Genomic DNA, 25,608 nt, shown 5'->3' with positions numbered 1-25,608 from the left:
TCCTTCCCGGCCTGAAGAGTTTCATTGCATGACAACCTCCAGCTATCGCATTGGCATCGACATTGGCGGCACGTTCACCGACTTGGCTCTGGTCGATGATTCCGGCACCGTCGCAATCCGTAAGGTCGCCTCGACGCCCGACGATTACAGCCGCGGCATCGCCAACGGGCTGGGCGCGTTGATCCACGACCTCGGTATCGATCCGCAGGCGATCAGCGTCATTGTGCATGCCACCACCGTCGCCACCAACACGATCCTCGAATTCAAGGGGGCGCTGACCGGTCTTATCACCACAGCGGGTTTCCGCGACGTGCTGGAACTGCGCCGCCTGCGCGTTCCGGTTCTTTACGACCTCCAATACGACAAGCCACCACCTTTGGTGCCCCGCCGGCTGCGGCTGGAAGTCAACGAACGCCTGGGGCCGGATGGAAAAGTGCGGATTTCCCTGAATGAGGACGACGTCGTGCGCGCCGCCGAGCGTTTTCGGGTCGAGCGGGTCGAGGCGGTCGCCATCAGCTATCTGCACGCCTATGCCAACGCTGTGCACGAAATCCGAACCGAGGAGATTCTGCGCGACGTCCTTGGCGATGGCGTCTACATCTGCCGGGGCTCGGAAATCCTGCCCGAAATCCGCGAATACGAGCGCACGTCGACGGCCGTGGTGAACGCCTATGTCGGCCCCGTCATTCGCAACTATGCCGACGCGCTGGCGGGCCGGCTGACGGAAATCGGCGTGACGGCGCCGATCGAGATGATGCATTCCGGCGGCGGCATCATGCGGCTGGCAGCATCCGTCAAGCGCGCTGCCTCGCTGGTCGAGTCAGGACCGGCAGCGGGCGTCATCGCCTGCGCCCGGCTGGTGCGCGGCGAGGACCGTGGCGCCAACATCATCTCCTTCGACATGGGCGGCACCACCGCCAAGGCGGCCCTGATCGAGAACGGTGAGGCTGCGCGGACCGACGAATACGAGGTCGGCGCAGGCATCAACCTGTCCAGTAAGCTGGTCAAGGGGGGCGGCTACCCGATCAAAATGCCTTTCATCGACGTGTCGGAGATTGGCGCAGGAGGCGGCAGTCTCGTGTCGCTTGACGGTCTAGGCCGCGTCACGGTTGGCCCCGAAAGCGCCGGCGCGCTGCCGGGCCCGGTCTGCTACGGCCGGGGCGGTACGCGCGCGACGCTCACCGACGTCTTCGTCACCCTGGGCTATATCAACGATGTGACGCTGGCCGGCGGCTCCATCAAGGTCGATGCCGAGGCTGGCCGGGCCGCGCTGCGCAGCCAGATCGCCGATCCGCTCGGCCAGGACCTGCTGACCACCGCGCGCGGCGTGCTGACGCTCGCCGTCTCCACCATGACGCGCGCGGTCAAGGCGGTCTCGACCTATCGCGGACGCGACCCGCGCGACTTCACACTGGTGGCTTTCGGCGGCAACGGTCCGGTGGTGGCTGCGGATATCGCGTCGGCTCTCGGCATCCGCAGCATTGTGGTGCCGCTGGCAGCCGGTGTGTTCTCCGGCTTCGGCCTGCTGCGCTCCGATGTCGAACAGGAATTTGTCCAGCCGCTGCTGGCCGACGCCGCACGGCTCGATGCGGACCGGTTGCCATGCCTCAAAGCGGAGCTTCGAGCCCGCGCCGTCGCGGCGCTAGCGGCCGACGGTTACGACACCGCGCTGGCCGAGTTCCGCTTCAGTGCCGACCTGCGCTATTTCGGGCAGGCCTATGAGCTGAACATAGCCGGCGAAGCCGGCAGCGGCGCCGTTGACGCGCTTGTCGAGGGGTTCCATCGCGAACATGAGCGCACCTATGGTCACCGCTCCACCAACGACCCGGTGCAGATCGTCAATGCGCGGATGAATGTGCGCGTGCCCACGGCGTCGAACATCACGCGTTTCGCACCCGCGCCCGCTTTCGTGCGCCGCGACCGGCTGGTCACATTTGACCGCGAGCCCGCCATGACGCCCGTCATCGGCCGCGAGGCGCTCGACCTGAGGCCACGGTCAGGGCCGTTCATCATCGAGGACTACGACTGCACCTGTGTCGTCCCGCCCAAAGCTTCCGCTCGGCTCGACGCCGTCGGTAACATTGAGATCGAGGTCACTTCATGAAACGCATCGATCCGATCACGCTAGAAGTCATTCGAAACGGCTTGTCGTCTATTGCCGATGAGATGGCGCTGATCATCATGCGCAGCGCTTATTCACCCGTTGTGCGCGACATCATGGACTACTCCACCGGCCTTTGCGATCCGGATGGCCGCGTCATCGCGCAAGGCCTTACCCTGCCAATCCAGCTCTGCTCGTTTCCACGCGTCATGCGTTTCCTGAAGGAACGCTTCGGCGATAACATGGCGCCCGGCGACATCTTCATCACCAATGACCCCTATGGCTCGGGTGGGCAACACCTGCCAGACGTCTATGTCCTGAAGCCGATCTTCAACGATGGCGCGCTGGCGGGTTTCGCCGCGACTGTTGCCCACCACACAGACCTCGGCGGCATCGTGCCGGGCAGCGTCGCCATCTACGCCACAGAAATCCAGCAGGAAGGGCTGCGCATTCCGCTGATGAAGCTGCATGAAGCAGGTCAGCCAAATCGAACGCTGCTTGGCTTGATCGAATCCAACACGCGTCAGCCTGTCGAGGTGCTAGGCGACCTGCGCGCTCAGATCGCCGCCTGCACCACGGCCGAAAAGGGCCTGATCGCACTGGTCGAACGGTACGGCGCCGATTTTCCCATCTATGTGCAGGCGCTACACGACCACGCCGAGGCAATGATGCGCGAGACGATCCGCGAGTTGCCCAATGGCGTCTATGTCGGCGAGGACTATCTCGACGGACTGGGCGACAATCCGGTCCCGATCCGTATCCGCGCCACGGTGACCATCGCCGACGACACGATCGACATCGACTTTGCCGGTACCTCCGATCAGGTGGCAGCCAGCATCAACTGTCCGATCTCGCTGCCGGAATCCGCCGCCTTCACCGCCATTCGGTGCCTGTCGCGCCGCGACATCCCCAATTGCGACGGCTATCTGAAGCCGATCACCGTTCGCGCGCCGGAAGGTAGCCTGCTCAATCCGCTGTTTCCCGCTGCCTGCGGCGCGCGCGGCGTCGTTGGCTACCGCGTCTTCGACACGATCATGCAGGCCCTGGCCAAGGTCGTGCCGGAGCGCGCCGTCGGCGGCTCGGAGGGCGGGCCGTTCCTGATGGCTGCCGGTGGGACTCATCAAGGCCGGCAGTTCGTGCTCAACGAGATGCTTGTCGGTACCTGGGGCGCACGCGCCGACCGCGACGGCATCGAGGGCATCTCCAACCCGGCCGCCAACATCTCCAATCAGCCGGTCGAAATGATCGAGGCGGAGATGCCGGTCGAGATCGTGCGCTACGGCTTCGTGACGGATTCCGGGGGCGCGGGACGCAATCGCGGCGGGCTGGCCTTCATCCGCGAATTCCGTTTCCAGCAGGAAACCGGCTTCAACCTGCGCGGCGACCGTCGTGACCACCCGCCCTTCGGCATTGATGGCGGCAGCTGTGGAGCGCCCTCCGCGCACATTCTCGTGGCGGCGGACGGTAGCGAACACATGCTGCCGGCCATGCCGATGCATGCCTTCACGGCCCATGCCGGCGACATCTTCCGGCTGGTCGGCGCGGGCGGAGGCGGCTTCGGCGAAGCATTCGAGCGTGAGCCGGCTCGGGTGCTGGCCGACGTGATCGAGGGGAAGGTCTCGGTTGTCGGCGCGGCGCGCGACTATGGCGTTGCGATCGATCCTGCTACGCTTGCCGTAGACGAGGCTGCAACGCGCGCCTTGCGTGCTGAAAATCTGCAGGGAGCGGTGGCATGAACAAAGGCGTCGGCGCGCTTAATGTTGGACTGATAGGTATCGCCGGAAGTCGGGCTACGCTTGAGACACCAGCGCTCTTGTTGGACGCAACCGCTTTCGAAAGGAACGTCGCAACCTTGGCTGCGCTCGCCAACGAAGCAGGTATCGGGTTGCGCCCCCATGCCAAGACACACAAATGCGCTAGCATCGCCAAGGCGCAGCTTGCTGCCGGGGCACTCGGTATTGCTTGTGCAAAACCAGGGGAACTGCTGGCCCTGTTTGAGGCTGGCATTAATCCTCTCATGCTGACCGCGCCGGTAGCGAGCCCACGCAAGATCCTTCGTCTGGCGCAGGCGGCGGCGCTGGGCTGCGAGCTTACGGTGGTGGTCGATCGCGCCGGGCTGGTTGCAGACTTTGCCGCGGCTGCGCGTGCGTCGGGGACGACGATCGCGGTGCTCGTCGATTGTGACACGGGCCTTGGCCGCACCGGTGTCACCACGCCGGAGGAAGCCGTGGCGTTGGCACGGATGATCGCCAGCGAGGCCGGGCTGAACTATGCCGGCGTGCAGGCCTATGCCGGGCATGCGCAGCACGTGCATTCGCAAGACGAGCGCCGCCGGGTCAACGGCGCCGCGAATGAGCGGCTAGCCGCCATCGTCGCTGCCCTGGCCAAGGCCGGTTTCGCGCCGAAAATTGTCACCGGCGGCGGGACCGGCAGCCACGCGCTCGACTTCCAGGACCAGCTTTTGACCGAGGTTCAGGCAGGCTCCTATGTGTTCATGGATGAGGGATACCGGCCGGTAGACTTGGACGCAGGAAACGGGCCGGTTTTCGACTTCTCCATGTTTGTTGCCGTCACCGTCATTGCCCATAATTCCAAAGGCGAGGCGATCACTGACGGTGGCAGCAAGAGTTTTGCTATCGACGGCCCGCAGCCTCGTGCCTTCCTGGACGGCAAAGAAATTGGCATAATCGTTTGGGTGGGCGATGAATTTGGCAAGCTGGTGCCGCATGAGGGGGTCTCACCGCCGCCCGTTGGCAGCCACATTGAATGCACTGTGCCTCATTGTGACCCCACGGCTAATCTCCATGATGTAATCCACCTCGTACGCCGCGACCGACTAGAAGCGATATGGCCAATAGAAGGTCGCGGCCGTTCAGATTGAATGGCGTTTAATGCCTAGGGCGTGGTGACGATTTAAGGAATTGGGATTCCCAAGGCAGGGCAAATCGGATCGTGTTCGCCAGCCAATGTCTGCGCAAGGCGCTTCAGTGACTTGCGGACGACAAGGCGGTGAAACGGCGCGATGAGGGAGATGTAGAAGCGCCCGAACCCATTATTGATATGGACAACAGTCGTCGCAATGACCTCCGTCCCGTTCGGGCCTGTGCGCTTCAAAAAGGACACGCGGAAGTTCAGGTGCCGGTCGTCGTCGCCGAGGATGATCTCATCGGGCGTCTCGCTCTGGATGCGGAAAAAATCGATGCGTTCATGCGGCTGAGCAGCATCCTTCATGACCTTGGTGGTCATGACGCCGAACGGCCGGACCAGCGCGTCGCGCAAATGAAAGAGTGCCTGCAACCATGTCGGATGCGATGCCAGAGTTTGCACGACGAGCCCGTGTACACTCGTCGTAATCTGCCGGTCGATTGTCACTGCATAACTGTCAAGCAAATCTGCCTCTGCGTACCAGGAGGCGATTGCGGATTCCGACACGGGAGCGCGCAGCTTACGAATGAAAGTCGCTTGGTTGCGGGGGGCGGCCATTCTGTGGCTCCTTTGTTGACACTGCCAACTAAGCGCAATCAGTTGACAATGTCAACATGATGTTGGAGGGTTGTGGATGCTTACGACCAACTCACCTCCATCGCGAAGCCAGGGATTGCGCCAGACGCTGATCGAAGCCGCGCTCGCATTGATGGCCGAAACCAATTCCTGGAGCTTTTCCCTGCGTGAAGTAGCCCGGCGCGCCGGGGTGAGCCACAACGCGCACATTCGGCACTTCGCGGATAAGGCGGCGCTGCTCGTGGCGATCGGCGCGGCCGGGTACGACGCCCTACGGGACACCATAGACTGCACCGTATCACAGGAAGAAGATCCCGTGGCCGGTTTGCGTGCTTTGGTGCGAGCTTTCGTGAAGTTCGCTCTCAGCAACCGCTCGCGCTACGGTCTGATGGTCGGCAAGGATGTGCGTGACGCCGATGGTGGTATCGCACCGGAATTGCATCGCGCAGCCGATGGCGCTCGCCAAGTCCTCAAAGAGTTGCTTGAGCGGGGAGGCCGCACTGGTGCGTTCACGATCGATCCCAACGATCCCGACGACCTGTCAGCAGCAGTGGTCACCGTCTGGTCGATGCTGCACGGCTATACGCTGCTAGAGCTTGACCGTCTGCGCCAGATTGAAACGTTGATCGAGACTGACGACCTCACAGAGCGGGTAGCTGCCCGTCTGGTGAACGGAATGATTGCTGAACACGCTTGAATGGTGAGAGGCCGGTCGTCAGGTGAATGCCGACGTCGGCGACCAGCGTTGACAGGTGCTTGGGCTTTCGGCCCAGGTGGCGAACGACTGACATGGGCGCGAAGCGCCTCTGCATTCGCTTATTGTCCGGTAGGTGTTCGACGAAGGTCGATGTCGAAATGTGGAACTGTTCCATCACCGAGTTTGACGAAGGCCCCGCGAACGTTAAAGGCGCTCTCAATCAGGCCACTGCCGGCCAGGTCTTGCGCCCTGCCGTCGAAACGCAAACGACCCCCTTCAAGCAACAGAATGCGATCGCCTACCATCATGGCCTGGTTGATGTCGTGAATGGCCAAGATGACCGTCACGCCGCGTTCACGGCTTAGTGTGCAGATGAGCTCAAGCACCTCGACCTGATGACCGATATCCAGGAAGGATGTCGGTTCGTCGAGTAGCAGGATGCCGGCCTCCTGTGCCAAGGCGGCGGCAATCCAGGCTCGCTGCCTTTCGCCGCCGGACAACTCGCGCAGGCCCCGCTGGGCAAATGATGACGTGCCGGTGGCATCCAACGCCCAGGCCACCGCATGGGCGTCTTCGGGCGAGTGGTTGCGGAACAGGCCGACATGGGAATAGCGCCCCTGGCGTGCCAAATCTTCAACGCTGAGCTCATCGGGAGCGATGGGCGCTTGCGGCAGGAAGGACAAGCGTTTGGCCAACTCGCGACGGCGCCACTGGTCCATGGGACGACCGTCCAGTTGAACGCGGCCTGCATGCGGACGGGTGAGTCCGGCAAGCGATCGCAATGCCGTGCTCTTGCCTGACCCATTCGGGCCAATGAGGCAGACGATCTCCCCAGGTATGATCGAAACGGAAAGGTCGGTCAGCGCCTGTCGCTGGCCGTACCGCACTGAAAGGTTCTGGCAGAGCAGGGACATAGTTATCCTCGGACAGTTCGGCGCAACAGGGCGAGCAGGACAGGTGCGCCTCCGATAGCAGTTACGACGCCGATCGGGATTTCTTCAGGTCCACCCACGAGCCGGCCGATGAGGTCGCCGAGCGTGACGAGGCCTGCGCCCAGAATGATCGTCATAGGCATGATGAGGCTCGTGCGCGGGCCGGCGATAAACCGCGCCAGATGCGGGACGACGAGGCCGACGAAAATCAATGGCCCCACCGCACCCGCGGCGCTTGCCGCGAGACCGCACGCCAGAAGCAGAACCAGGCTGAACTGACGCCGATAGGCGAGACCAAACGAGCGGGCGACATCTTCCTCGAAACGCAGCAGCCCGATCGGCCGGGTCATAAAAGGCAGAGCGACAAGTCCGAGCAGCGTGAAGGGCACCAGGAACAGGACGTGGTCCCAGCTTCGCGCATAGAGGCTTCCCGACAGCCACTGCATGACGATTTCAAGACGTGCCGTGCCCCAGCCGGAAATGACTCCCATGGCCGCGGCGTGAAGCACAGCGCCGACTGCGATACCGCAAAGGGTCACCCGGAGGGGGCTCAGGCCGTGACGGAAAGCCAGGAAATATACCCCTGCACCAGCCGCCCCGCCACCGACGCATCCGACCAGCGGCAACCATTGCACCGGCAGACGATAAAGGATGTTGGGATCGTTGTTGAACATATAGACGGTCAGGAAAAGGAAGATGGTCACCGCCAGGGTGGCACCCTGCGATACGCCCATGATGGATGGGTCGGCCAGCGGATTGCGGGTGATGGTCTGCAGCAGCAGGCCGGCAAGGGCGAAGTGGATGCCTGCGAGCACCCCGGTCAGCACACGCGGCATACGGATATCGCCGATGATCAGGCTCGCATCCATGCTGCCATATCCAAGCAGCACGTTGAGCACCTCTGCAGGGGGCATGTTGACCACGCCGAGGAAAATCGCGGCAAGGACGATCAGCAACAGCGTCGGTCCCAGAACGAGTAGGCGCCATTCATTGCGGATGAGGGTCATCTGGCTTCTCCCGCCAGAAAAGACCGCCGCTGCGCCAGATAGATGAAGACGGGGCCGCCAATGATCGCGGTGAGAATGCCGATTGGCAGTTCACGCGGCGCGGCGATTGTCCGGGCCAGGATGTCCGCGATCAACAACACCATACCGCCAAGGGCGACGTTGACGGCTATAGTCACTGCAGGCCCGCCGACCCGGAGCAGGCGGACGACATGAGGAACAGCCAAGCCGATAAATGCAATGGGCCCGGCAATCGGCGTTGCGCCGGCGACGGGAAGAATAGCGAGCACCAGCAAGGCGGCCTTGAAGAAGCCGAGGCGGAGGCCCATGCCTGCGGCCACTTCATCGCCCAGGGCCAGCAACTGAATGGCGCGGCTGCAGACGAGCGCACCTCCGATACCAATGCCGATCCAGGGCAGCATGAACAGAACATGATTCCAGGACCGGCCCTGCAGCCCACCGGACAACCAGAACATCACCGAGGGCGATTGTGGACCGCCCAGCAAGAGCACATAGGTCGTGATGCCAGCCAGAAACAGCGAAATGGTAACGCCGCCCAGCGCCAGGTGGAGCGGCGATGCGGTGCCGCCCCGGGAGACCCAGAAGGTGAGGGCAGATGCGCTAAGCGCGCCCACGAACCCGATGGGGGCATAGTAGACCGAGGACAAGCTCGGCAGGAAGACGAAGCAACTCACGATAACGACGACTGCGCCGGCGGTCGCCCCGGTCAGGTCCGGCGCGGCCAGCGGGTTGCGGGTGATCGATTGGAGCAGATAGCCGGACACCGCCAGACCGGACCCGACGAGGAAGGCGGCAATGCTGCGTGGAAACCGCAGGGTCCAGACGATAATGCCGTCAGTACCGACATTGGGTGCGGCAACAGCGCGAAGAGCAGCATCCAAAGTCATCGGCTTGGCGCCGACGAGCAGGCCGAGAAAGCCGATGACTATGGACACCAGCAGCATTCCACCGACCAAGAGTGTGGCACGCTTCATACTGCCGCAATGGCCGCATAGCGACCGTCCCTCTCGAAGATTACAGTCATGCCCAACGCCGTAGCCATCAGGCCGATCGCCAGGCCCCACCAGACACCGACTGGGCCACCGTGCAGGAAAAACCCAAAAATGACGGCGGTGGGAATGCCGATGAACCAGTAGCCGATGACTGTGACCCAGAAGCCGCGACCGGCACGATTGATACCCCGCAGGGCACCGATGCCGACATTCTGTAAGCCGTCGAATATCTGCATGATCGCGGCAATGGGCAGCAGAGAGAGCGCGACGACCGCTGCCGCGTCTTGGGGATTCGACAGTGAAAACAGGGCCAGAACCTGGGTCGGTGCAAGGAGCCATCCGATCGAGAAGAGTGTCATGGTAATGGCCACGACGAGCAGGCCGCTCCGGCCGGCACGCATGACTGCATCGGGGTCGCGTCCACCGACGCCTTCGCTGACACCCACGGAGGTAGCGTGTGACAGACCGATGCAAAGCATGAAGACGACATAGGTTACCTGGTTGACGACGGCATGACCGGCCAGGGCCGCGGCGCCAAACGACCCGATCATCAGCGTCAGAACCACGGTAAAGCCGGCCTCCGAGCCGTATGAGGCGGCAGTCGGAATGCCGGTTTTGAGCAAACGCCGGACCGTTTGCCGGACCTGCCGTGGAGCGATGAACGACATCAGCCCGTGGGTTATTGCGGCTATGGCGATGAACTGCAAAAAATAGGCAATAGTGCTGGCTAAAGCCACCCCCGGCGCGCCAAGCGCGGGCAGGCCGAAAACGCCATATATGAAGCCGTAATCAAGGGCAGCATTGACGACGATTGTTGCCAGCGTGATGGCCAGCAGGGCGCCAGATTTGCGACGCCCAACGACCACGCCGCGATAGGCGTAGAACCAGAAGAGCGGCAGATAGCCCGGCGCAATCAGCAGTAGATATTGCGCCGCCATAGCGGCGACGTGCGCGTCCTGGCCAAGCAAGGGCAGGGCTCTGCCGCCCAACGCCACAACGATACCGGCAAGCAGGGCCGCTGCAGTGCCGAGCAAGAGGCCTCCCGCGAGGTACTCCCCGCGAATGCCGGCGGACTTATCCGCAGCCACGAGGTTGGACGTGCCCACGATGAGCCCAAAGCCCATGGTGCGCAGCAGATTGAAGCAGAAAAACCCCAAAGCCCCCGCCGCCAGCGCCTCCCCGCCGAACCAGCCCAGCATGATGATGTCTGTCGTGGAAATGGCAACCTGGGCGAGTTGCACCAAGGCCAGCGGCACGGCCAGCCCGACAATTCGGCGTGCTTCATGGAAAGTGGGGGCGGATGTATTCACGTCAAATCCGATCGGGCGAACGGCACTTGGCCATCCGCCGCTTGGGGCTAGTTCAGAACGTCAGGGATGATCTTTTCAGCTTCCGCCTTGATATCAGGCATGGCGAATGTCTCGGGGTAGAGGTAATGAGCGGCTTCGCGCAGCACCAATTCACGGGCGATAGGCCCGTGGGCTTCCACCCATTCGTCACCCACATAGTAGACGCGACCGTTCTTGACCGCCGAAAGCTGTTGCCAGATCGGGTTGCCCTCGTGAGGGCGATCTGGACCGTAATCATAGACGAAGATCACGTCAGGATCGGCTTCGAGACTCATTTCCAGGCCGAAATTGTCCGGAATATGGGGCGTCGGATTGTGGCCGGCGATGTTCTCGCCACCGATGGCGGTGAGGATCGCTGCCGTCATGTTTTCGGAGTAAAAGGTCCAGGGTGCGTCGCCGCCCCACATGATCTGAAATCTGGGATGCACACCCTGTGGCGCCTGGGCGGCGATCTCTTCAATATGCGTTTTGAAATCGTCATTGAGCTGCTTGGCGCGATCCTGCTTACCCAGCATGGTGGCCACCTGCATGATGGTGCGGTCGCTGTCGGAATAAAGCTCCAGATTGTAGGCCAGATAGGGAGCGATGGCCTGATACTGCGGCGCATTGCCTTCGGTATACCGGCGCATGGCGACGATGACATCTGGTTTGGCCTGGGCGAGCAGTTCCAGGTTGGGTGTGGCGCGCTGACCGATCTCAGGCACGTCCGCCATATAGTCGGACAGGAAATCAGGATTGCGGCCCTGCACCATATAGGTCGAGGCCACCGGCTTGAGTCCTAGGGCCAAGGCGACGTCCGCTGCGAAATAGGACACGGAGGCGATGCGATGTACACCCTCGGGAACGGCGACGGCGATTCCGCGATCATCCACAAAAGAGCCATCGGCGGCCAGCGATGAGGCTGCTGTCAGCATGACGAATGCTGTGCCAAGAATAAATCGACTAGCCTGAACTGGCCATCGCGCGACAAGACGATGATCTGCCATATTCTCTCCTCTGCAGCGGTGTGACGTTAGAAATCCAGGCTTCATAATTCTGAGTGGCCTGATCATGTTTAGATGGATATTGTGATGATGATCACGTTCGCAATCGAAAGCTTTGCACGCCTGAATGAAAAAAACGCATGCAGTCTTTTCCCAGCTTCCACATCTGCGGGCCTTGCCGGCATTCGCAGCCGCGGCACGCTTCGGCAGCCTGACCGATGCGGCCAGGCAATTGAACGTCACGCCCGGCGCGGTCAGTCGCCAGGTGAAGACGCTTGAGGATAGTTTGGGCGTTGCGCTGTTTGTACGATCGCACAATGCCATCGTGCTGACGGAAGCCGGTACGCGTTTTCTGTCTTACGTCAATTCGTCCCTGGCCATGCTGGACGAAGGCGCCAGGACGCTGGCACCGCAGTCCTCAAAATTGGTGATCAATGCTCCAATCACCTTTGTCCGCCGCTGGCTGATCCCCCGCCTGCCGTCGTTCAGCGAACTGCACACGGATATCGCCCTCCGCTCCCTATCGCTCGGCGCGTCCGAAAAATCCGATGTCAGCATCATCTATCGGCGCACCGATGCGCCCTCGCAGACAGACGATATCGTCTTGCGCGACACAACGGTGGCCGTCTGTGCCCCTCGCTTGCTCACCATGATAGGAAGGGACCCTTCATCGGAGAGCATTTTGAGCCTGCCTCTGCTTTTAGACACAGAGGATGCCTGGTCGTGGCACCGATGGAGCGCCGCAGCAGGAATCCAATTCCAACCACGCCATGGTACCATCTCCCTTGATACCGACGAGGCATCGATCGACGCATGCCTATCCGGTCTTGGTGTCGCCCAGGCAAGCCCGGAATTTGTCGAAAGCGAACTGAGGAGCGGGCAATTGGTCATGCTCAAACCCAATATCATGGCTAACGTCGGCGTCTATTTTCTGCAGCGCGCTCCAACGTCACCTCTGGGGGTGAGTTTCAGGGCATGGCTTGAGACCGCACGGTTTTGACGGACAGACCTAATGCCGCATTGGCGGTTGGTAGTTTCTTGGTTTTCGCTTGGCATTTGGAGATGGAGATAGACCCACGAGGTCCGAGTAGGGCGCTCGCTCGTGATTGTGCCTCGATGGAGCTTTTCTCTCGCCATCATTAACCGAGACAATCCTCGCCGGCACGCAACCGGCCAGTCTCAACCGGCGGCGCTTTCTGCGCATCAACCCAATGGTGGTGGCGCGTGCGTGGTAGGCTATGTCTCTGCCAGCGAAGGCGGCTGCGCAAACGAACGGGCACGGCAGTTGTCAAACGAAGCGGCGTCGTTCCGGTGTGGTCGAGACAAGCCCATCATTGAAGACAAAATTCGTCAGCACGTACCGCAGTTCTAATCGTCACCTTGGTCTTATCGAGGTTATGATCTGAAGCCGGTTAACTCGCATAAAATGCAGTCTGGAACTGCAATCACTGATCGTAGTTCGAGGGCCAGAGGAACTGCCTCTCTGTCCATCGTTGGGACTGCTAAGTTGGATCGATGATCTACCCAACTCGCGTGCTATCAGTGCCGCTAGATCATTGGGCTGGGCGATGCGCGTTAATGGTCCTACCGCGTATAGGTTGCCGGACAGCAGCCTAAAGTATGACGTTGCCGGCTGCGAAATGTGCAGGACATCGCAACTCTGCCGCCACAGAGCCTAGCCATCTCAATATGCCATCAAATATAGTTATCGCTTGTGCAGCTAATTGCATTTCTCGTTTATCACTCGGCCTGCTAGGTCGAACAGAAAGCCGAACCCGGCAAAGCGGGCGGCGACGGGAGGATACACTATGGACAAGCGTTTTCTGTCTGCCGTTCTGGCCGGCGCTCTTATGTTAGGCGTAGCGCCAGTGGCCCTGGCTCAAGTGGCGAACGATGCAGATACGCTGGCTCTTGCCGCGACCATCGACAACGTAAGCTTCGACCGCGCACAACTGATGATCGGCCATCAACTCCAGTACTGGTCGCCTGTTTTCGATACGCTGCTGGTGCGCGAACCCAATGGCGATATCGGCCCCAATATGGCGACCGAGTATAGCTATAATGCAGACAACAGCGTCCTCACCTTGAAGCTGCGCGAGGGCATCACCTTTACTGACGGCACGCCTTTCGACGGCGAAGCGGTGAAGGCGAACCTTGAATATCTCAAGAACGGCGCGGGACAGAACAGCTTTATGGTCGCTTCGATCTCCCAAATCGAGGTCGTTTCGCCCACGGAGGTCAAGCTTCACCTCGAGGAACCCGATCCCGGCCTGCTGCAAAACCTGGCGGTTGTGGGCGGCGCGATGGCCTCGCCCGTCACGCTGGGCGTCGAGGGCTCAGCCAATGCTCCGATCGGTTCGGGCCCTTATACCTACGATGCCGCAACGTCGATTGCCGGCCGCCAATATGTCTACAATCGCAATCCCGACTACTGGAACTCTGCCGACTACCCGTTCGAGCGGGTTACCATTACCCCGATCAATGACAATGTGGCGCGCCTCAATGCCCTCAAGTCCGGTCAGATCGATGCCGGCATCAGCGACGCCCGCGCCGTCGCCGATGCGGAAGCCAATGGTCTCGTGCTCAATCGTGTCGATGTGGACTGGTTCGGACTGATCATCGCCGACCGCGAGGGCAAGATTACGCCCGCCCTTGCCGATTTGCGTGTCCGCAAGGCCCTCAACATGGCCTTCGATGGCGCATCCATTTTGAAATTCGTCGATCTCGGCTATGGCCGTTTGTCGGATCAGATTTTCCCCTCCACCAGCCAGGCCCATGTGCCGGAGCTCGATGAGGTTTATCCCTTTGATCCCAAGGCGGCCAAGGCCCTGATCGCCGAGGCAGGCTATCCCGATGGGTTTGAACTCCTCCTACCGGAAACAGGCACCTATGCTGCCTTTAATCCGATCGTGGAGAAGTTGCTCAAAGACGTCGGCATCACTGTTAAGTGGGAAAAGGTGGCGCCGAACGCCGTGATTGCCGGGCTGCGTTCCGGCAAGTTCCCAGCCTATATCTTCCAGTTCGGCTATCAGGGCGAGTGGTCGGAAATCCGCAAATTCGGCTTCCCGGAAAGCCCCTGGAATACCTCCAAGGTTGCCGATCCGGCCTTGCTCGAACTCATCGACAAGGTTCAATATGCCTCCGGCGATGAGCAAAGTGCGCTCTACAAAGACGTCGGCCGGTACTTCGTTGAGAACGCTTATTATGCGCCAATGTATCGCAGGGACATCATCTATCTAACCAATAAGGAAACGGTTGTGGATCTGCAGACCACCAATGTGGTCTCACCCATTCGCAACTACTCCAAACCCGAATAGTCCTCCCAAGTCTGTTCGAGCCAGAAGGCGGCCAGCAATGGTCGCCTTCTTCGTTTGATGGAAGCCATGTCCGATCTGTCCCCTCCGCCCGGCGCGAGGAACGCGATGACTGCCTTGACCGATTGGCACGAGAGGCCGGCCTCAGGGTTGCCCGATCTCGGTTTCGCCCACCAGCGATCTGGCCGTCCCGGTATGCGTCGGATCGAGTTCCCCTTGTTCGATGATGTCAAACTTTTGCCGGCAGAGTTCGAGCAGCGTCTTCATCGGTCCCCATTCCCCGATCTCGGTGCGGAAGATCATACCGATATCGACGGTGCTGCGTCGCAGGGGCAGGGGTATTGGCACGATGCGCGGCGAGTTTACCGCCTGCACCGACAGAGAGGGCAATACGCAAAGACAGTCGCTCTGCTGCAGGATGGTCAGCACAGAAAGCAGGTTTTGGCAGATAAAGCGGATGTCGGGCATGCCGCCGATATGTTCGGCGACGGTATGCTGGGTGATCTCGCGATAGGCCGGCAGTTCGGAATAGACGATCCACGGATAGGCCAGCAGGCTCGATGGTGAAATGTCCGGGTCCTGAGCCGCCAACAGCGGATGGTCTTCCCGCGCCATCACATGATTGGTCACCTCGGTCAATTTAATGCGCTCGAAGCGCGGACTGCTTCCGCCATCGTTGAAGACACCCCCGAAGGCAACGTCCAGCCGTCCCTCGCGCAGATCCTGCAGCGCCTTGCCATAGGTCAATGTGGTAAATTCGATAACATTGCGCGGATAGCGGATCTGCAGTTCCGTCAGAATGCTCGACAAAATCCCCGATCGCCAGACCGGGCCGCCGCCGATCCGCATCACTGTTTTTTCGTCGCTTACCTCGGTGCGCAATTCGTGCTCGGCGATTTCCCAATAGCGCTCGATGCGGTTGGAAACGGACAGCACCTTTTCCCCGAAAGGGGTCGCTTTCACCCCACGTGCGTGGCGCTCGACCAGCTGTTGGCCGAAGTACTTCTCGAGTTGTGCCAGAGAGCGCGACAGCGCCGGCTGGGTCACGTTCAGCTTTTCGGACGCGCGGCGCAGGCTGCCTTGTTCGAGGATGGTGCGCAGGCGAAAAAGATGCGTGATCTGGTCCAGCATAGAGGTATCAGCCTTGTTTATCGCTCCTGATGGTTTTTGCATTATCTGCGCATAGGTTCAACTGCTATCACCGAACCAACGAGCCGCCCGAAGCCGAAAACGGCGGGGCATGTGGAGGAAAAATCATGATCGCTTTCGGCGCTGGCGCCGCGGGGGGCTACAATCACCGCGCGCCGAAAAGTGCGGGGAGGCAGCTTCCCCATGCTTAGTTACCTGTCCAAAAGATTGCTTTCGAGCCTGGTACTCTTGGCGCTGGTCACGACGCTGACCTTCGCCTTGGTTTTTGGCGGCGCCGACAATGTCGCGCAGAACATCCTGGGCGATAATGCCACCGACCAGCAGATTGCCGATCTCGAAGCCAAACTCGGCATCGACCGACCGCTCAACGAGCAGTATGGCACCTGGGTTGCAAAGGCCGTGCGCGGCGATCTCGGCATGTCCTGGACCATGGGGGAGAGCGTCTCGAAAATTCTCTCCGGCCGCCTGCCTGTGACGCTTTCCATGGTCGTGCTGGCAATCTGCATCATCGGTATTGTCTCTGCCCTTCTGGGCATAGTAGCCGCCGTGCGTGGAGGATGGGCGGACCGCGTCATCCAGCTGATCAGCGTTGTTGGTTTTTCGCTCCCCAATTTCTGGCTGGGTCTTATTCTTGTAGTCGTCTTTGCGCTTAATCTGCGCTGGCTCCCCGCGACCGGCTATACCGACTTTCTCAATTCACCGACCGGCTGGCTAGCCTCGCTCGCCCTTCCGGTGGGCGCTCTGGTCCTTTCCGGCATCGCCTCCGCGTCCCAACAGGTGCGCGGCGCCATGATCGATGCCTTGCGGCAGGACTATGTGCGCACCTTGCGTGCCGGGGGCATCAAGCCGTCTTCGGTGCTCTTCCGCCATGCCCTGCGCAACGCCATGCCGGCGGCGCTGACGGTGCTGTCACTGCAGTTCATCGGCCTGCTTGGCGGGGCCGCGATCATCGAGCGGGTCTTTGCCATTCCTGGTCTCGGCTCGGTCACCGTCCAGGCTGCTCTTTCGGGCGACATTCCAGTGCTCATGGGAGTGGTTGTCACCATGATTATTCTGGTCGTCATCGTGAATATCGCCATCGACCTGGCCAATGCTTGGGTCAACCCGAAGGTGCGCCTCTGATGTCCGCTGCAAGTACCACCCCGGCACCCGCCAGCGCCCCTGGCCGTGAAAGCATTGTCCGTTCGGTTCTGACCAATCCGCTCGGTCTCGTCGCCGCTCTTCTGCTGCTCCTGGTTATCGTCGCCGCAGTCTTCGCGCCGCTGATCGCGCCTTTCGCTGCCGATGACCTGCAAATATTCAAGATCAATGCCCCGCCTGGCGATGGCTATCTGCTGGGCGGCGACGGTTCGGGACGCGATATTTTCAGCCGCCTCGTCTACGGCACGCAAAATACGCTGGTCGGGGCGCTGATTGCCCTTAGCGTAGCCGCTGCGATCGGCGTCACGGCGGGTCTCTTCGCCGGCTATTTCGGTGGCCGCCGCGAGGTGGTCATGAGCTGGGTCGCCGACGGCCTGATGGCTCTGCCGGCCCTCATCGTACTCCTGGCATTCTACCAGTCGCTGGGCTCGTCCATTCACGTGTCCATGATCATCTTCGGTGTCATGTTGTCGCCCGGCTTCTACCGCCTGACGCGCAATCTCGTGAACGGGGTCAAGCACGAGCTCTACGTCGATGCGGCGCGCGTCTCGGGGCTGTCGGATATGCGGATCATCGCTCGCCATATTCTTCTGGTCATCCGCGCCCCGGTCATCATTCAGGTTTCCATCGTCGCCGGCATTTCCATTGTCATTCAGGCCGGCCTTGAATTCCTGGGCCTGGGCGATCCGGCAGTGCCTACCTGGGGCGGCATGCTGCAGGACGCCTTCGCCAATATGTTCGTGGTGCCCACGGCCATTCTCTGGCCCGGCCTGGCCATCTCGGTCACCGTTGCCTCCTTCGTGCTGCTCGCCAACGCTATCCGCGACCGCCTACAGCAAGGCGACCGAGTGGCGACGGCCCCTAAAATTCCTGCCCCAGCCCCGCACCCCGTCGGCACAGCCCCCAACGATGCGGCGGTGCTGCTCGACGTCCGGGAACTCGTCGTCGGCTATCCAACCAAGTCCGGCTGGACCGAGGTGGTCAAGGGCGTGTCCCTGCAGCTGCGACGCGGCGAAGTGCTTGGCCTGGTCGGCGAAAGCGGCTCGGGCAAGACGCAGACGGCGTTCGCCATCCTGGGCCTTCTCTCCACCGGCGGCCGCATCCTCTCCGGGTCCATCTGGTTTGATGGCCGCGACATTGCAAATCTGCCTGAAAGCGAGATGCAGAAGCTGCGCGGCAAACGCATCGCCTATGTCCCGCAGGAGCCGATGAGCAATCTCGATCCGGCCTTCCGCATCGGCTTCCAGCTCACCGAGCCCATGGTCACCGTGTTGGGCATATCCAAGGCCGAGGCCAAGGCCCGTGCGCTGAAACTCCTTGCACGGGTGGGCATGCCCGACCCAGTTCGCACCTACAATGCCTATCCGCACCAGATCTCGGGCGGCATGGCGCAGCGCGTGCTGATCGCCCGGGCCATTTCCTGCAAGCCGGACCTGCTGATCGCCGACGAGCCGACCACGGCCCTCGACGTGACCGTCCAGGCCGAAGTGCTTGAACTGATGCGCGATCTGCAGGCCGAGATGAACATGTCGGTCGTGCTCGTCACCCACAATTTCGGCGTCGTGGCCGACATATGCCACCGGGTCTCCGTCATGCGCGACGGACGTGTGGTCGAAACAAGTGCGGTGCAGAGTCTCTTTGCCGACCCCCAGCACGACTACACCAAACTGCTTCTCGCAGCCGTGCTCGATGATGTGACGCCGCGCGTCTATCGGCCCGTGCAAGCCAAGGAAGTTTCGGCATGAGCGATGTAATTGTCGACTGCATCGGCGTGAACACCCATTTTGGTGCCCATCACGTCCTCAAGAACATCAACCTGACCGTCCGCCCTGGTGAGACAGTGGGCCTGGTGGGGGAAAGTGGTTCCGGCAAAACCACGCTTGGCCGCGCCATCCTCGGTATCGGCCCGATCAGTTCAGGCCGCATTGTCTTTGAGGGCCAGGACATCGGCGGGGTTGCGCCCCGCGACCGCAAGGGCAGGGCCGCATCCATCCAGGCGGTTTTCCAGGACCCCTACACGTCGCTCAATCCCTCGATGACCATCGAGGATATTCTGATCGAGCCGATCGTGGCACGCGGGCAGGCAGCGAAAGCCGATGCAGCGGCTCAGGTGCACAAGCTGCTCGATCAGGTGGCGCTGCCCAAGGATGCGGCGCAACGCTATCCGCGCGAGTTCTCGGGCGGACAGCGCCAGCGCATAGCCATTGCCAGGGCGCTCGCGCTCTCGCCGCATCTGATCGTCTGCGATGAACCTGTGTCGGCGCTCGATCTTTCGACTCAGGCCCGGGTTCTCGATCTTTTCGTCGAGATCCAGGAGCGAACGGGGGTCGCTTATCTCTTCGTCAGTCATGACCTGTCCGTGGTGCGCCACATCTCGCATCGGGTTGCGGTCATGCGGGGCGGAGAGATCGTCGAGTTTGGCGAGTGCGATCAGGTCACGGCCGATCCTCAGCACGATTACACCAAGCGGCTTCTGCTGGCAGCGCCGGTTGCCGACCCGGTTCGGCAGGCCGAACGCCGCGCCGCCTTGCGCGCCCTCTCTCGGGGAGCCTGACGATCATGCGCGCCATTATTGTCATGTTCGACAGCCTCAATCGACGCATGTTGCCGCCTTACGGCGACACGCAGGTTCATGCGCCCAATTTTGCCCGGCTGGCCGAACGCAGCGCGACGTTCGACAATTGCTATGCGGGCTCCATGCCCTGCATGCCGGCGCGCCGCGAAATGCACACCGGACGCTATAATTTCCTGCACCGCTCCTGGGGGCCCATCGAGCCCTTCGATGATTCCATGCCGGAAATCCTGGGCAAGAACGGGGTCTACACGCATCTCGTCACCGACCATCAGCACTATTGGGAAGATGGCGGCGCGACCTATCACAACCGCTATTCGAGCTATGAATTTTTCCGCGGCCAGGAGGGGGACCTCTGGAAGGGTGTGGTGGACAGAAACGACAGCAAACGGCTCAGCAATGTTCTGTACCGCATGCATAACCAGGACGGTATCAACCGGACCTATCTTGAGGATGAAGCTGACCATCCCCAGAGCATGACCTTCAATGCCGGTCTCGAATTCATCGAGACCAATGTCGAAGCCGATAGCTGGATGCTGCAGCTGGAAACCTTCGATCCGCACGAGCCATTCTTCAGCTACGATCAGTATCACCGACTCTACCCTGAAACCGAGACCGGCAATGCGCCCGATTTTGATTGGCCGCCCTATGCCCGCGTTACCGAAAGTCAGGCGACCGCGGAACAGGCAAAGCGCCGCTATCAGGCCCTGCTGTCCATGTGCGACGCCAATCTGGGACGCGTGCTCGACCTCATGGACGCCAGGGACATGTGGCAGGACACCATGCTCATCGTCTGCACCGACCATGGCTATATGCTGGGCGAGCGGGGCTGGTGGGGCAAGTCGGTCATGCCCTGGTATGACGAGACCATTCACACGCCATTCTTTTGCTGGGATCCTCGCAGCGGCATTGCCGGCCAGCGTCGTGAGGCGCTGGTGCAGACCATCGATATCGCCCCGACGCTGCTCGACTTCTTCGGCATCGCGCCAACCCCCGACATGTTGGGTCAGCCGCTCGGGAACACCGTCGCTTCCGATATACCGGTGCGCGAGGCTGGCCTCTTCGGCATTTTCGGTGGCCATGTCAGCGTCACCGACGGGCGCTATGTCTATATGCGCGCCGCGGCAGACCCCGCCAATCAGCCCCTCATCGAGCATACTCTGATGCCGACCCATATGCGGTCGCGCTTTGAGCCTTCCGAGTTCGAAGGTGCCGAGCTCATTGCGGGTTTCTCGTTCACCAAGGGCGCCCCGGTGATGCGCATGCGGGGTTGGACCATGCGCGGCCCGTCCGAATACGGCACGCTGCTCTATGACCTCAAGACCGACCCGGGCCAGACCAATCCGCTGCGCGACGCTGCGCTCGAATTGCGCATGGCCGAGCTGCTTGTCCAACTATTGCGCGACAATGAGGCACCGCCCAGCCAGTTCGAGCGGCTCGGGCTTCCGGCCGATGGTGCGGTCACCGAAATGCACCTTCTAGTCGAAAGACAATGGGCACAAGTGGAGGCCGGGCAGCGCATCGCACCTCGTGTTTCCGAATTCGCACGGGACGCCTTTGTTGCGACGGTCAGCGTTAACGATCTGCTAGCAGAAACAGCCATGCGCGACATCATTGTCAACGCCATTCCCGCGCTGACGGGCGGCCGCATCCCCCCCATCTTCGACGACAAAACTCTCGTAGAAATCGCCGGCATGGTGCCCCAGCTCGACAAGGCTCGGCTCGATCATATCGAGCAGTCGCTGCGCGCCGTCGCTGCAGAATAACGCATATTTCAGGACCTTTTCATGCGCCCCAACATCATCTTCATCATGAGCGACGATCACGCTGCCAGGGCTATTTCCGCGTATGGCGGCGGCCTCAATTCCACGCCCAACCTTGATCGGCTGGCCAATGAAGGCATGCGGCACGACGCCACCTATGTCACCAACTCCATCTGTACCCCAAGCCGCGCCGCGATCCTCACGGGCACCTACAATCACGTCAACTGCGTTACGACCCTCTATACCGAGATAGACAACCGTTTGCCCAATGTTGCCAAGCACTTGCGCCAGGGCGGCTATCGCACGGGCATGTTCGGCAAATGGCATATGGGCGAGGGCAAGGGCCACAACCCTACCGGCTTCGACGAATGGGCCGTCTTGCCGGGGCAGGGGGATTACTGGGATCCCAAGTTCATTTTTCCCGATGGCAGCCGCCGCATCCCCGGCTACGCCACCGAGGTCATCACTGACATGAGCCTGGATTTCATCGAAAAGTCGGGCGACCAGCCGTTCTTTTTGATGTGCCACCACAAGGCGCCGCATCGCCATTTCGAACCGCACCCGAAGTACAATCACCTCTTCGCCGATGAAGACATTCCCCTCCCGGAAACCTTCAACGACGATTATTCCAACCGCGCAGCCGCCGCAGCGGCAGCCCGGATGCGCATCCGCTCGGACATGAACTACGAGGACATTGGCCTCGTAACCCCCTCCGGTCCGGCGGAAAAAGTCGGCGCCCTGATGCTCGACTTCATCCCCTGGATGCGTCGCATTCCTGACCTGCAGGAGGGTGAAACCATCACCGTGATCTGCTCGGAAACGGGACAGAACTTCACCTTCGATGATCCGCAGAAATTCGCCGAGTTCAAGTATCAGCGCTTTATCAAGCGCTATCTGCGCACCGTGCAGTCCATCGACGAAAGTGTCGGTCGTCTGCTCGATTACCTGGACGAGAAGGGCCTCGCCGAGAATACCATCGTCATCTACACGTCCGACCAGGGATTTTTCCTGGGGGAGCACGGCTGGTTCGACAAGCGCTTCATGTACGAAGAATCGCTGCAAATGCCGTTTCTCGCGCGCTATCCCAAGGCCATCAGGCCCGGATCGACCAGCAAGGATATCGCCTGCAACGTCGATTTCGCGCCAACCTTTCTGGACTATGCCGGGTTGCAAATGCCCAGCTACATGCAAGGCCGCTCCATGCGCGCGGTGCTCGAAGGGCGGACGCCTGAAAACTGGGAACAGCTGACCTATCACCGCTACTGGATGCATAATGACGACATCCACGAATGCTGGGCCCATTACGGCGTCCGCAACGAACGCTACAAGCTGATCTACTGGTACAACGACGACCTGGGCCAACTGGGCGCGCGACCGAATGGTGCGCCGCCGGAGTGGGAGATGTTCGATTGCGAGGCCGACTCGCACGAGCTGACCAATGTCGCCCACGACCCCGCCTATGCCTCGATCTTCAAGGACATGCTGGCCCGTCTGGATCAGAAAATGGCAGAGATCGGAGACGTCCCTGAACATGACAGCGCAGCCGCGCTTGCCAAACTGGCTGCCTGAACCGGAACGCACCCCATGACCAAGAGCATTGATGAATTTGTCGACGCCATGACGCTTGAAGAGCAGGTCTCCCTGCTCTCGGGCGAGGATTTCTGGTCCCTGCCGACCATTGAGCGACTGGGTATCGGCAAGCTGCGCGTTTCCGACGGTCCGAACGGCGCGCGGGGCGGTGGTGGCCTTGTCGGCGGGGTCAAGGCGACGGCCTTCCCCGTCGGTGTCGGTCTTGGCGCCAGCTGGAATGTCGCGCTGCTGCACGAAATCGGCGCTGCATTGGCGGAGGAAACCAAGTCCAAGAACGCCCATATGCTCCTGGCGCCCACGGTCAATATCCAGCGATCGGTCACCAATGGCCGCAATTTCGAATGCTATTCCGAAGACCCGGTGCTCACTGCCGAACTGGCACTCGGCTATATCCAAGGTCTGCAGGAAAATGGCGTTTCTGCCACCATCAAGCATTTTGCCGGCAACGAATCCGAAATCGAACGCACCACGATGAGCTCGGTGATCGATGAGCGGTCCTTGCGCGAGATCTACCTCATCCCCTTCGAATGGGCGGTGAAGAAGGCGGGCACCAAGGGCGTGATGACCGCCTACAACAAGGTCAACGGCACCTATGCTTCGGAGCACAATTGGCTGCTGACCGATGTGCTGCGTGGCGAATGGGGCTTTGATGGCCTCGTCATGTCGGATTGGTTTGGGTCGCACTCGACAGCCCCCACAGTCAATGCCGGTCTCGATCTCGAAATGCCCGGGCCCACGCGTGATCGTGGCCAGAAGCTGGTCGCCGCCGTCGAGGCTGGGGAAGTCACGCGCGAAACCATCCGCACCCGTGTGCGTACCATTCTGTCCGTGATGGAATGGACCGGCGCCATCGACGATCACCGCCCCTTCGAAGAGCGCGCCGATGATCGACCGGAAAACCGCGAACTGATCCGTCGCGCCGGGGCCGAAGGCGCTGTGCTGCTGAAGAACCAGAACGTCCTGCCGCTAAAACCCGGCCAGCGCATCGCCGTCATTGGGCCCAATGCCAAGGTCGCGCAGATCATGGGCGGCGGTTCGTCGCAGCTTAATCCTCACTATCGCGTCTCACCCTGGGAAGGCCTTGTCGCGGCGGTCGGCGTGGATGCGCTGACCTATGCGCCCGGTTGCGGCAACAGCCGCTTTGAACCGCTGCTGCAATCGCAGCTGTCCGTCCAGTTCTTCGACAATCGTGACCTGACCGGCGAGGTCGTTGCGGTCGAGACCATGGAAAGAGCCGAGACCTTCTGGGTCGGTTCAGTTGCTGGCGGCAAGATCCCGGCTACCAGGTTTTCCGCCAGGCTGACAGGCGAGTTCGTGCCCGAACAGTCCGGCATTCACCGCGTTGGCATCGCCTCGGCGGGCCTGTCCAAGGTTTACGTTGATGGCAAACTGGTTGCAGACGCCTGGTCCAATTGGACCAAGGGCCAGACCTTCTTCGAAGAAGGGTGCGACGAGGTGGTCGGCGAGGTCGCGCTCGAGGCGGGCAGGCCGGCAAAGATTGTCATAGAGTTCGCGACAAAGGATCATTCTGTCCTGGGGGTGGCCGCCCTTCGAATGGGTATTGGCCTCCCCCTCGGGGCGGACGATATTGCCCATGCCGCTGATACCGCGGCAAAAGCCGACGTGGCTTTGGTGTTCATTGGCCGCAATGGCGAATGGGACACGGAGGGCAGCGACCTGCCGGCAATTGAGCTTCCCGGCGACCAGAATGCGCTGGTCGCCGCCGTGGCGACGGCCAATCCCAACACGATCGTGGTGCTGCAAAGCGGCGGCCCGGTGGAAATGCCCTGGATCAACTCGGTGTCAGGCTTGTTGCAGGCCTGGTATCCCGGCCAGGAAGCCGGCAACGCCATCGCTGACGTGCTCGTCGGCAAGGCCGAGCCCGGTGGACGGCTGCCACAGACCTATCCGGTACGCTGGTCCGACAACCCGGCCTATAGCCAGGACCCGCTGGTTTATCCGGGTCAGGATGGCCAGGTACATTATCGCGAAGGCCTTTTCATCGGCTACCGCCACTACGACAAGCAGGGTATCAAGCCGCTTTTTCCGTTCGGCTTCGGCCTCAGCTACACCACCTTCGTATATGGCCCCCTTGAGGTGGATACAAGCCGCCTTGCGGCAGGTGCGGTCAGCGTTGGCCTCGATGTCAGCAATAGCGGTAATCGAGACGGGGCGACGGTAGTCCAGCTCTATGTCGCGCCCCATGGCGGTGCGGGAGATCGCCCGGAAAGGGAACTCAAGGGCTTTGCCAAGGTGGCGCTGCAACCAGGGGAAACCCGTCGCGTCAGCATCGATCTCGATGCCCGGGCCTTTTCCTACTTCGACGTGGGCAGCCAGCGCTGGGTTGCCGAGCGCGGCGAGTACAGCCTGGTCCTTGCCACCGATGCGGCCAGCCCAATCGCCGCAGAGCGGGTCGCCTTGCCCAATCGGATCGAGCAGCGTCCATGACCTCCTGCTGCGGATCATCCCGGGCGTCGCTGGGCACGAGCGACGCGCTTGC

Annotated in this window: 19 protein-coding genes; 12 read left to right on the top strand and 7 right to left on the bottom strand. The window is 61.3% G+C overall.

The window, feature by feature from the left end:
* Nucleotides 1–28: 28 nt before the first annotated feature.
* Genes ICI42_RS00780 through ICI42_RS00770 form a run of 3 tightly spaced genes read left to right on the top strand, consistent with a single transcriptional unit; the run spans nucleotide 29 to nucleotide 4,982 of the window.
* The gene (locus ICI42_RS00780) at nucleotides 29–2,104 is read left to right on the top strand and encodes a hydantoinase/oxoprolinase family protein (protein WP_188162641.1); all 2,076 of its coding nucleotides are present in this window, start codon (nucleotides 29–31) and stop codon (nucleotides 2,102–2,104) included.
* Nucleotides 2,101–3,837 (top strand): hydantoinase B/oxoprolinase family protein, encoded by a 1,737-nt coding sequence (locus ICI42_RS00775; RefSeq protein ID WP_188162640.1) that lies wholly within the window; start codon nucleotides 2,101–2,103, stop codon nucleotides 3,835–3,837. Before ICI42_RS00780 ends, ICI42_RS00775 begins: the two co-directional genes overlap by 4 nt.
* A complete protein-coding gene (locus tag ICI42_RS00770) occupies nucleotides 3,834–4,982 on the top strand; it encodes a DSD1 family PLP-dependent enzyme (protein WP_188162639.1) in 1,149 nt (382 codons plus the stop codon). Before ICI42_RS00775 ends, ICI42_RS00770 begins: the two co-directional genes overlap by 4 nt.
* A gap of 32 nt (nucleotides 4,983–5,014) precedes the next feature.
* Here ICI42_RS00770 and ICI42_RS00765 read toward each other — a convergent pair whose 3' ends face one another.
* A complete protein-coding gene (locus tag ICI42_RS00765) occupies nucleotides 5,015–5,584 on the bottom strand; it encodes a DUF2867 domain-containing protein (RefSeq protein ID WP_188162638.1) in 570 nt (189 codons plus the stop codon).
* A 76-nt stretch (nucleotides 5,585–5,660) separates the two neighbouring features.
* Between ICI42_RS00765 and ICI42_RS00760 the strand changes: the two genes are divergently transcribed.
* The gene (locus tag ICI42_RS00760) at nucleotides 5,661–6,299 is read left to right on the top strand and encodes a TetR/AcrR family transcriptional regulator (protein WP_188162637.1); all 639 of its coding nucleotides are present in this window, start codon (nucleotides 5,661–5,663) and stop codon (nucleotides 6,297–6,299) included.
* A 119-nt stretch (nucleotides 6,300–6,418) separates the two neighbouring features.
* On the opposite strand, the gene ICI42_RS00755 is transcribed toward ICI42_RS00760, so the two are convergent.
* From ICI42_RS00755 to ICI42_RS00735, 5 genes are read right to left on the bottom strand one after another with little or no spacing between them, the layout of a single operon-like run.
* Complete coding sequence (locus ICI42_RS00755; protein WP_188162636.1) at nucleotides 6,419–7,213, bottom strand: ABC transporter ATP-binding protein; 795 nt, start codon at nucleotides 7,211–7,213, stop codon at nucleotides 6,419–6,421.
* 2 nt (nucleotides 7,214–7,215) lie between these two features.
* Nucleotides 7,216–8,238: a FecCD family ABC transporter permease gene (locus ICI42_RS00750; protein WP_188162635.1), complete on the bottom strand. Its 1,023-nt coding sequence runs from the start codon at nucleotides 8,236–8,238 to the stop codon at nucleotides 7,216–7,218.
* Nucleotides 8,235–9,200, bottom strand: coding sequence for a FecCD family ABC transporter permease (locus ICI42_RS00745; protein WP_230980165.1), 966 nt, complete (start codon nucleotides 9,198–9,200; stop codon nucleotides 8,235–8,237). The genes ICI42_RS00750 and ICI42_RS00745 overlap by 4 nt, the downstream gene beginning before the upstream one ends.
* A 26-nt stretch (nucleotides 9,201–9,226) precedes the next feature.
* Entirely contained in the window at nucleotides 9,227–10,558 is a 1,332-nt protein-coding gene (locus ICI42_RS00740) for an MATE family efflux transporter (protein WP_188162633.1), read from the bottom strand.
* Between the two features lie 47 nt (nucleotides 10,559–10,605).
* The gene (locus tag ICI42_RS00735) at nucleotides 10,606–11,511 is read right to left on the bottom strand and encodes an ABC transporter substrate-binding protein (protein ID WP_230980116.1); all 906 of its coding nucleotides are present in this window, start codon (nucleotides 11,509–11,511) and stop codon (nucleotides 10,606–10,608) included.
* A 244-nt stretch (nucleotides 11,512–11,755) separates the two neighbouring features.
* On the opposite strand from ICI42_RS00735, the gene ICI42_RS00730 reads away from it, so the two are divergent.
* Together ICI42_RS00730 and ICI42_RS00725 are read left to right on the top strand one after the other, a co-directional pair.
* Nucleotides 11,756–12,580 (top strand): LysR family transcriptional regulator, encoded by an 825-nt coding sequence (locus ICI42_RS00730; RefSeq protein WP_230980115.1) that lies wholly within the window; start codon nucleotides 11,756–11,758, stop codon nucleotides 12,578–12,580.
* Nucleotides 12,581–13,388: 808 nt separating this feature from the next.
* Nucleotides 13,389–14,897, top strand: coding sequence for an ABC transporter substrate-binding protein (locus ICI42_RS00725; RefSeq protein WP_188162630.1), 1,509 nt, complete (start codon nucleotides 13,389–13,391; stop codon nucleotides 14,895–14,897).
* A gap of 141 nt (nucleotides 14,898–15,038) precedes the next feature.
* On the opposite strand, the gene ICI42_RS00720 is transcribed toward ICI42_RS00725, so the two are convergent.
* The gene (locus ICI42_RS00720; protein ID WP_188162629.1) at nucleotides 15,039–16,025 is read right to left on the bottom strand and encodes a LysR family transcriptional regulator; all 987 of its coding nucleotides are present in this window, start codon (nucleotides 16,023–16,025) and stop codon (nucleotides 15,039–15,041) included.
* A gap of 201 nt (nucleotides 16,026–16,226) precedes the next feature.
* Here ICI42_RS00720 and ICI42_RS00715 point away from each other — a divergent pair, with 201 nt between their 5' ends.
* Genes ICI42_RS00715 through ICI42_RS00690 form a run of 6 tightly spaced genes read left to right on the top strand, consistent with a single transcriptional unit; the run spans nucleotide 16,227 to nucleotide 25,556 of the window.
* The gene (locus ICI42_RS00715) at nucleotides 16,227–17,165 is read left to right on the top strand and encodes an ABC transporter permease (RefSeq protein ID WP_188162628.1); all 939 of its coding nucleotides are present in this window, start codon (nucleotides 16,227–16,229) and stop codon (nucleotides 17,163–17,165) included.
* The gene (locus ICI42_RS00710) at nucleotides 17,165–18,928 is read left to right on the top strand and encodes a dipeptide/oligopeptide/nickel ABC transporter permease/ATP-binding protein (protein WP_188162627.1); all 1,764 of its coding nucleotides are present in this window, start codon (nucleotides 17,165–17,167) and stop codon (nucleotides 18,926–18,928) included. Before ICI42_RS00715 ends, ICI42_RS00710 begins: the two co-directional genes overlap by 1 nt.
* On the top strand, nucleotides 18,925–19,737 hold the full coding sequence (locus ICI42_RS00705) for an ATP-binding cassette domain-containing protein (RefSeq protein WP_188162626.1): 813 nt from the start codon (nucleotides 18,925–18,927) through the stop codon (nucleotides 19,735–19,737). Before ICI42_RS00710 ends, ICI42_RS00705 begins: the two co-directional genes overlap by 4 nt.
* Before the next feature lie 5 nt (nucleotides 19,738–19,742).
* A complete protein-coding gene (locus tag ICI42_RS00700) occupies nucleotides 19,743–21,521 on the top strand; it encodes a sulfatase (protein WP_188162625.1) in 1,779 nt (592 codons plus the stop codon).
* 21 nt (nucleotides 21,522–21,542) lie between these two features.
* On the top strand, nucleotides 21,543–23,087 hold the full coding sequence (locus tag ICI42_RS00695) for a sulfatase family protein (RefSeq protein ID WP_188162624.1): 1,545 nt from the start codon (nucleotides 21,543–21,545) through the stop codon (nucleotides 23,085–23,087).
* 15 nt (nucleotides 23,088–23,102) lie between these two features.
* Entirely contained in the window at nucleotides 23,103–25,556 is a 2,454-nt protein-coding gene (locus ICI42_RS00690) for a beta-glucosidase (protein WP_188162623.1), read from the top strand.
* The last annotated feature ends 52 nt before the right edge of the window (nucleotides 25,557–25,608 follow it).

It is taken from the genome of Oryzicola mucosus (genome assembly GCF_014534685.1).
GTDB classification, from domain to species: domain Bacteria; phylum Pseudomonadota; class Alphaproteobacteria; order Rhizobiales; family Rhizobiaceae; genus Oryzicola; species Oryzicola mucosus.
Note: the sequence above shows the minus strand (reverse complement) of the source record. Positions and strands in the feature narration are given on the sequence as shown.